Source organism: Streptomyces sp. NPDC029466, assembly GCF_055574515.1.
Map to the genome: position 1 here is coordinate 21,405 of NZ_JBVHZH010000070.1, position 6,784 is coordinate 28,188.

Annotated in this window: 8 protein-coding genes; 4 read left to right on the forward strand and 4 right to left on the reverse strand. The window is 69.6% G+C overall.

Going from position 1 to position 6,784, the window contains the following annotated elements:
* Nucleotides 1–27: 27 nt before the first annotated feature.
* Nucleotides 28–1,542 (reverse strand): S8 family serine peptidase, encoded by a 1,515-nt coding sequence (locus tag ACZ4XD_RS34780; protein WP_468049023.1) that lies wholly within the window; start codon nucleotides 1,540–1,542, stop codon nucleotides 28–30.
* Nucleotides 1,543–1,697: 155 nt separating this feature from the next.
* Complete coding sequence (locus ACZ4XD_RS34785) at nucleotides 1,698–1,895, reverse strand: hypothetical protein (protein WP_468049025.1); 198 nt, start codon at nucleotides 1,893–1,895, stop codon at nucleotides 1,698–1,700.
* Between the two features lie 219 nt (nucleotides 1,896–2,114).
* On the opposite strand from ACZ4XD_RS34785, the gene ACZ4XD_RS34790 reads away from it, so the two are divergent.
* From ACZ4XD_RS34790 to moaA, 3 genes are all read left to right on the forward strand, one after another.
* The gene (locus ACZ4XD_RS34790) at nucleotides 2,115–2,480 is read left to right on the forward strand and encodes a DUF485 domain-containing protein (RefSeq protein WP_386690034.1); all 366 of its coding nucleotides are present in this window, start codon (nucleotides 2,115–2,117) and stop codon (nucleotides 2,478–2,480) included.
* Nucleotides 2,477–4,105 (forward strand): solute symporter family protein, encoded by a 1,629-nt coding sequence (locus ACZ4XD_RS34795; protein WP_468049027.1) that lies wholly within the window; start codon nucleotides 2,477–2,479, stop codon nucleotides 4,103–4,105. The genes ACZ4XD_RS34790 and ACZ4XD_RS34795 overlap by 4 nt, the downstream gene beginning before the upstream one ends.
* A gap of 209 nt (nucleotides 4,106–4,314) precedes the next feature.
* The gene (gene moaA / locus ACZ4XD_RS34800; RefSeq protein WP_468049031.1) at nucleotides 4,315–5,304 is read left to right on the forward strand and encodes a GTP 3',8-cyclase MoaA; all 990 of its coding nucleotides are present in this window, start codon (nucleotides 4,315–4,317) and stop codon (nucleotides 5,302–5,304) included.
* A 12-nt stretch (nucleotides 5,305–5,316) separates the two neighbouring features.
* Here the strand turns inward: moaA and ACZ4XD_RS34805 are convergent, their stop codons facing one another.
* Together ACZ4XD_RS34805 and ACZ4XD_RS34810 are read right to left on the reverse strand one after the other, a co-directional pair.
* Nucleotides 5,317–5,562, reverse strand: coding sequence for a hypothetical protein (locus ACZ4XD_RS34805; RefSeq protein WP_468049035.1), 246 nt, complete (start codon nucleotides 5,560–5,562; stop codon nucleotides 5,317–5,319).
* A 230-nt stretch (nucleotides 5,563–5,792) separates the two neighbouring features.
* A complete protein-coding gene (locus ACZ4XD_RS34810; RefSeq protein ID WP_468049036.1) occupies nucleotides 5,793–6,167 on the reverse strand; it encodes a DUF3099 domain-containing protein in 375 nt (124 codons plus the stop codon).
* A 222-nt stretch (nucleotides 6,168–6,389) separates the two neighbouring features.
* On the opposite strand from ACZ4XD_RS34810, the gene ACZ4XD_RS34815 reads away from it, so the two are divergent.
* Complete coding sequence (locus ACZ4XD_RS34815; RefSeq protein WP_468049039.1) at nucleotides 6,390–6,668, forward strand: GlsB/YeaQ/YmgE family stress response membrane protein; 279 nt, start codon at nucleotides 6,390–6,392, stop codon at nucleotides 6,666–6,668.
* Nucleotides 6,669–6,784 lie beyond the last annotated feature (116 nt).

Sequence of the window (6,784 nt, forward strand, 5' to 3'; positions counted from 1 at the left end):
CCTCAACCGCCGTTACCGGCACATGAGTTACTTCTTCACCGCGTCCAGCGCATCGACGATGCCGTAGCCGAAGTGGCTGTTGACATGCTTGGTCCCGGTGCAGGTCGTCTCACCCGTGGGGCAGCCGGGGTTGTCCGCCTGCTTCTTGAGGAGCCACTGGATCTCCTGCGGGCTCGCCTTCGGGTGGGCGCTCTTGAGCAGCGCCGCGACACCCGAGACATGCGGGCTGGCCATGGAGGTACCGGCCAGGTAGGCCCAGTCGCCGCCGGGCATGGTGGAGAGGATGTTGCCGTTCTTGGCGGGCAGCTCGGGCACCTGCTTCGAGTCACCGCCCGGCGCGGCCACATCGATCTGGTTGAGGCCGTAGTTCGAGTAGTACGACTTGAGCTTCTGCACGCCGGTCGCCGCGACCGTCACCGTGCCCGGCAGCTGCGTGGGCACGTCCCAGCAGGTCTTCGGGGTGACCTTGCGCTCGACGGGGGTGGTGTCGTTCGGGCTGGAGGTATCGGTGAGCTGGGCGGCCCCCAGATCCATGGCGGAGTTGCCCGCCGCCGCGACATTGATCGCGCCCTTGCGCTGGGCGTAGCTCGCCGCACGGCCGACCGCGTCGATGATGGCGGCCTGGTCGGCGTCGTTCTTGCAGTTGAACATCCACGGGTCGACGTAATAGCTGTTGTTCGTGACCTCGACGCCGTGGTCGGCCGCGAAGACGAAGGCGCAGACGACGCTCTCGGCGTAGAAGAGGCTCGTCTCCGGCTCACTGACCTTGAGGGCGGAGATCTTCACGCCCGGGGCGACCCCCGAGACACCGACGCCGTTACGGGCCGCGGCGATCGAGCCCGCGACATGGGTGCCGTGGTAGTCCTCGTCCGGGTTCCAGGGGCGCCAGGCACCCTTGGAGGTGTCGGCCACCCCGCCCACGCAGTTGGCGGACTGCTTCGCGGAGAAGTTGGCCTTCAGATCGGGGTGGGTGTCGTCCACACCGGTGTCGATGACGGCCACGGTGACGTTCTTGCTGCCCGGGTTCACCTTCGCGGCCTTGTCGGCCTTGATGGCGGGCAGGTCCCACTGAAGCGGTTCCAGCGGCTCCTCGCCATGGGCCTTCGCCGCCTGGCCGGCCGCCTTGAGCTGGGACTTCGGCAGGTCGACCTTCTGCGGCTTGCCGACGTCGGTGGTGCCCTGTGCCTTGAGCGGCGCGGTACGGGTCGCGCCCGCCGACTGCACGCCCGGCACCGTCCGCACGGTGGCGGCGAACTGCGGGTCGGGCGAGTGGACGACGATCACGCCTATCTGCTCATGGGCGACGATCACCTTCCCGCCGGCCTGGGCTATCGCCTTCTTGACCTTGCCGACCGTGGTGTGGCCGGGCGCGGTGTTCACGACGTACGAGAGCAGCGGGCCGTCGGCCGGGGCCGCTGCGGCCGGGGCGGAGTCCTGGGGCGCGGCGGTGGCCGCGTTCGGCAGGAAACCGAGCGACGCCGTCAGAGCCAGTCCGAGCGGTACGGCCAGCGCCCGCATGCGTCTTGAGCGGGGATGTGCCATGGATACTCCACATCATCCGTGAGACCGCCCGGGCGCGGATTTGCGCACGGGCGGGTGCAATGAGCGTGAAGTTATCGGCGATCACTTGCTGTCAGCAATGGAAATGGGAAAAAAGCAGGGCGAAAACCTGCCAGGAGACCGGAATTGACAGTACGTCAGCCGTGCTGCCGCAGCGCCGTGATGCTCAGCGGGGGCAGGGCGATCCGCGGACCGTACCAGCGGCGGGCGGCCGCGGCGGTCCCCGGCCGGGGTTCCGGCGGGGGGACGGTGAGCGGCGCCGGCAGCCGGACACTGCCGTACGGGCGCCGACGGGGAGCGGATGGCTGCGGGGCCTGCTGGGGCGGCGGATTCACACCGGGCTCAACGAAGCGCCCCGTGCGGGGTGGCGGTCGGCGCGGGCATTCACCGGTTTCTTCTGGGATTCAACCACCGACCCCCCTGTCGGATCGTGAGCCACGCCTCTACGATGCGTGATCCAGTTCACTTATATGAGCCTTATGACCGGGCGGGGTGCTCCTGCGCAGCTCCCGGACCGGTCCCTGGGAACCCGCCCTCTCGCGTCAGGAGACCCCGTGAGCGCCGCACCGACCCTCGACCCGGGGACGCATGAGCCGCCCGACTACCTCCAGGTGCAGTCGAGCGCGGAATTCGATGAACTCCGCCGCGCACACCGCTCGTTCGCCTTCCCGCTCACCGTCGCCTTCGTGCTCTGGTACCTCGCCTACGTGCTGCTGTCGAGCTACGCCGGCGGCTTCATGGCCACCAAGGTCGCCGGCCACCTCAACGTCGCCTTCGTCCTCGGCATCGCCCAGTTCGTGACGACCTTCCTCATCGCCTGGTGGTACTCCCGGCACGCCGCAGCCAAGCTCGACCCGAAGGCCGAGGCCATCAAGTCCCGCCTGGAGGGCGTCACCCTCCACAAGGAGGGCGACGCATGAACCTCACCCAGCAGCCGCTCGCGCTCCAGCTCGCGGCCGGCGGCGCAGGCGAGCACCGCGCCCTGATCATCACCCTCTTCGCGGTCTTCGTCGCCGCCACCCTCGGCATCACGGTCTGGGCGGGACGGCAGACCAAGGGCGCGGAGGACTTCTACGCCGGCGGCCGGCAGTTCAGCGGATTCCAGAACGGACTGGCCATCTCCGGCGACTACATGTCCGCCGCGTCCTTCCTCGGCATCGCCGGCGTCATCGCCCTCTACGGCTACGACGGCTTCCTCTACTCCATCGGCTTCCTCGTCGCCTGGCTCGTCGCGCTGCTCCTGGTCGCCGAACCCCTGCGCAACTCCGGCCGGTTCACCATGGGCGACGTCCTCGCCTACCGGATGCGCCAGCGCCCGGTCCGAACGGCCGCCGGCACCTCCACCATCATCGTCTCGATCTTCTATCTGCTCGCCCAGATGGCCGGCGCGGGCGCCCTGGTCACCCTGCTCCTGGGCATCACCAGCGAGGCGGGCAAGATCCTCGTCGTCGTCCTCGTCGGCATCGTGATGATCCTCTACGTCACCATCGGCGGCATGAAGGGCACCACCTGGGTCCAGATGGTCAAGGCCGTGCTGCTGATCGCCGGCACCCTGCTGATCACCTTCCTGGTGGCGCTCAAGTTCCACTTCAACCTCTCCGACCTGCTCGGCGCCGCCGCCGAGAACAGCGGCAAGGGCGCCGCCTTCCTGGAGCCCGGCCTCAAGTACGGCGTCAGCGCCACCTCGAAGATCGACTTCATCTCGCTGGGCCTCGCCCTCGTCCTGGGCACCGCGGGCCTGCCGCACATCCTCATCCGCTTCTACACGGTCCCCACGGCCAAGGCCGCCCGGAAGTCCGTCAACTGGGCGATCGGCATCATCGGCGTCTTCTACCTGATGACCATCGCGCTGGGCTTCGGCGCCGCGGCCCTGATCAAGCCCGCGGACATCGAGAAGCCGGGCAACACCGCGGCCCCGCTCCTCGCCGAGGCGATCGGCGGCGGCGCCGGCTCCACCGGCGGCGCCATCCTGCTCGCCGTCATCTCAGCCGTCGCCTTCGCCACCATCCTCGCGGTGGTCGCCGGCCTCACCCTCGCCTCGTCCTCGTCCTTCGCGCACGACCTGTACGTCAACGTCCTCCGCAAGGGCAAGGCCACCGAGAAGGAGGAGGTCGGCGCGGCGCGCTGGGCGACCGTCGGCATCGGCGCGGTCGCCATCGTGCTGGGGGTCTTCGCCCGCGGGCTGAACGTCGCCGGCCTGGTGGCGCTCGCCTTCGCGGTCGCCGCCTCCGCCAACCTCCCGACCCTCCTCTACAGCCTGTTCTGGAAGCGCTTCACCACCCGGGGCGCGCTGTGGTCCATCTACGGAGGACTCGCCTCCTCCGTCTTCCTGGTGCTCTTCTCCCCGGTCGTCTCCGGCAAGGAGACCTCGATGTTCCCCGGCGCGGACTTCGGCTTCTTCCCGCTGGAGAACCCGGGGCTGATCTCCATCCCGCTGGGCTTCCTGCTCGGCTGGCTGGGATCGCTGCTGTCGAAGGAGGAGCCGGACGCCCGGAAGTACGCCGAGCTGGAGGTCCGCTCGCTGACCGGGACCGGCGCGCACTGACGCGGTCCGGCTGAGGCTTCCGCACAGGGCCGGGCCGGGGGGGGGGGGGGGGGGGGGGGGGGGGGGGGGGGGCGGCCCCCCCCCCCCCCCCCCCCGCCCGCCTCGTGCTTCTCATCCCTGCTCGCTGTCACACCCATCGCGTAGGCTCGAAGACGTACTGATCCACCGAAGGACAGGTACCGAGCCGTCACTCTTGGGGAGGGGGCCCAGTGCTCATCGACACGTACGGCCGCGTGGCCACCGACCTGCGCGTTTCGCTCACCGACCGGTGCAATCTGCGGTGCACGTACTGCATGCCGGAGGAGGGCCTTCAGTGGCTGGCCAAGCCCGATCTGCTCACCGACGACGAGATCGTCCGGCTGATCACCATCGCGGTGCGCGACCTGGGCATCGACGAGGTCCGCTTCACCGGCGGTGAGCCGCTGCTCCGCCCCGGTCTGACCGGCATCGTCGAGCGCGTCGCCGCCCTCGACCCGCGCCCCCAGATGTCCCTGACCACCAACGGCATCGGCCTCCAGCGCACCGCCGCCGCCCTCCGCGACGCCGGCCTGGACCGCGTCAATGTCTCCCTCGACACCCTCCGGCCGGAGGTCTTCCAGGCCATGACCCGCCGCAAGCGTCACGACGATGTCCTCCGCGGTCTGGAGGCTGCGCGGGACGCCGGTCTGACACCGGTCAAGGTCAACACCGTCCTGATGCCGGGCCTCAATGACGACGAGGCCCCCGACCTGCTGGCCTGGGCGATCGCCCATGACTACGAGCTCCGCTTCATCGAGCAGATGCCGCTGGACGCCCAGCACGGCTGGAAGCGCGACGGCATGATCACCGCGGGCGACATCCTCACCTCGCTGCGTACGCGCTTCACGCTCACCCCCGAGGGCCAGGAGGAGCGTGGCTCCGCGCCCGCCGAGCGCTGGATCGTCGACGGCGGCCCGCACCGCGTCGGAGTGATCGCCTCGGTCACCCGCCCGTTCTGCCGGGCCTGCGACCGTACGCGGCTGACCGCCGACGGCCAGGTCCGTACGTGCCTGTTCGCCACCGAGGAGACGGACCTGCGCACCGCCCTGCGCTCCGACGCCCCCGACGAAGAGATCGCGCGGATATGGCAGACCGCGATGTGGGGCAAGAAGGCGGGCTCCGGTCTCGACGACCCGTCGTTCCTCCAGCCGGAGCGCCCGATGTCCGCGATCGGCGGCTGAGCCGGCCCGGCCTCAGCGACCGGCGGCCGAGCCCTCCCACTCCGCGAGCGTCACGACATCCTTGAGAAAGCCGCGCACCCCCAGGAACTGCGACAGATGCTCCCGGTGCTCCTCGCACGCCAGCCAGGTCTTGCGCCGGTCCGGAGTGTGCAGCTTCGGGTTGTTCCAGGCCAGCACCCATACGGCGGGGGCGCGGCAGCCCTTCGCGGAGCAGATGACGGCGCTGTCGGCGGAGTCCTGGGGATTCGGGGAGTTCACGGCCTCAACCCTACGTCCTGGGCCCACGCCCCCGGCCCGGCGATCCCGCCCGCAGGCCCTGCGAACATGACGACGCCGGGCAGCCACGGGGGGAGCCGCCCGGCGTCGGTCTGTCGCTCCGACGGGGGATGCGGAGCGCGTACGCAGTATGTCACGGGGGATGGTGCCGAGTGCACCGGAACTCCATGATTGATCTGAGCTTTTCTTGAGCTTTGCAGACCGCGAGATGATCAGCTGGGGTCATGTCGCGGTCCGGAAGCGTCCGCCGCCGGACGCTCCGGAACGGACTCCGCGGGGGTGTCGGAGGCACCCGGCGGCAGCATCGTCCTGGTCGGACCCGCGACGAACGTCTTCGGGAGCGAAGGGGCGTTCTCCCGGCCCGCGTTGGCGATCACGACCGCGATATAGGGGAGCGTCAGGCCCAGTACCAACGTCGCGATGGCCACCGGCCGCTCGATGTTCCACAGCACGACGGTCAGCACCACGGCCACCGTCCGCACCGCCATCGAGATCACATACCGGCGCTGCCGCCCGCGGACGTCCTCGGACAACCCCTGCCGGGCCCCCGTGATCCGGAAGGTCTGGCTGCTGCTCTGCTTCCGCATCACGCTCCACCACCTGGTCAGTCATGCCGGATTCTCCCCGGTATCCGGTCGGTTTCCACGGTACGCCGCGACTGCGCCGCCTTCGAGACCGGGTCGTGCCACGCTTCGCCCGGGTCGGCCGGGCCACCGTGCGTAGCACCGGCTCCGGCGTGCGCCGTAGTCGATGCGGGGCGACACTGACGGAGCGACTGTCATCTGCACCGCGCCGCAAGAGGAGTCGACATGACGTGGTTGTGGGCCATCATCGTGGGCCTGGTGCTGGGCCTGATCGCGAAGGCCATCATCCCGGGCAAGCAGCAGATCCCGCTCTGGCTGACCGTGATCTTCGGCATGCTGGGCAGCGTGCTCGGCAACTGGGCGGCCACCGGCCTGGGGGTCAACGAGACCGGTGGCATCGACTGGATCCGGCATCTGCTGCAGCTGGCCGGCGCGGTCCTCGTCGTCGGCATCGGCGACCGCCTCTGGGTCTCCATGAAGGGCCGCAAGAAACACGCGACCTAGGGCCTGTCGTTTGGATCAGGCCCTAGGAGTTGTCTTCAAATGTCACGCCCACATCAGAAGCGATGCGAGGGTGACGGCGGCTTGGTAGGACTCGGCGGTCTTGTCGTAGCGGGTGG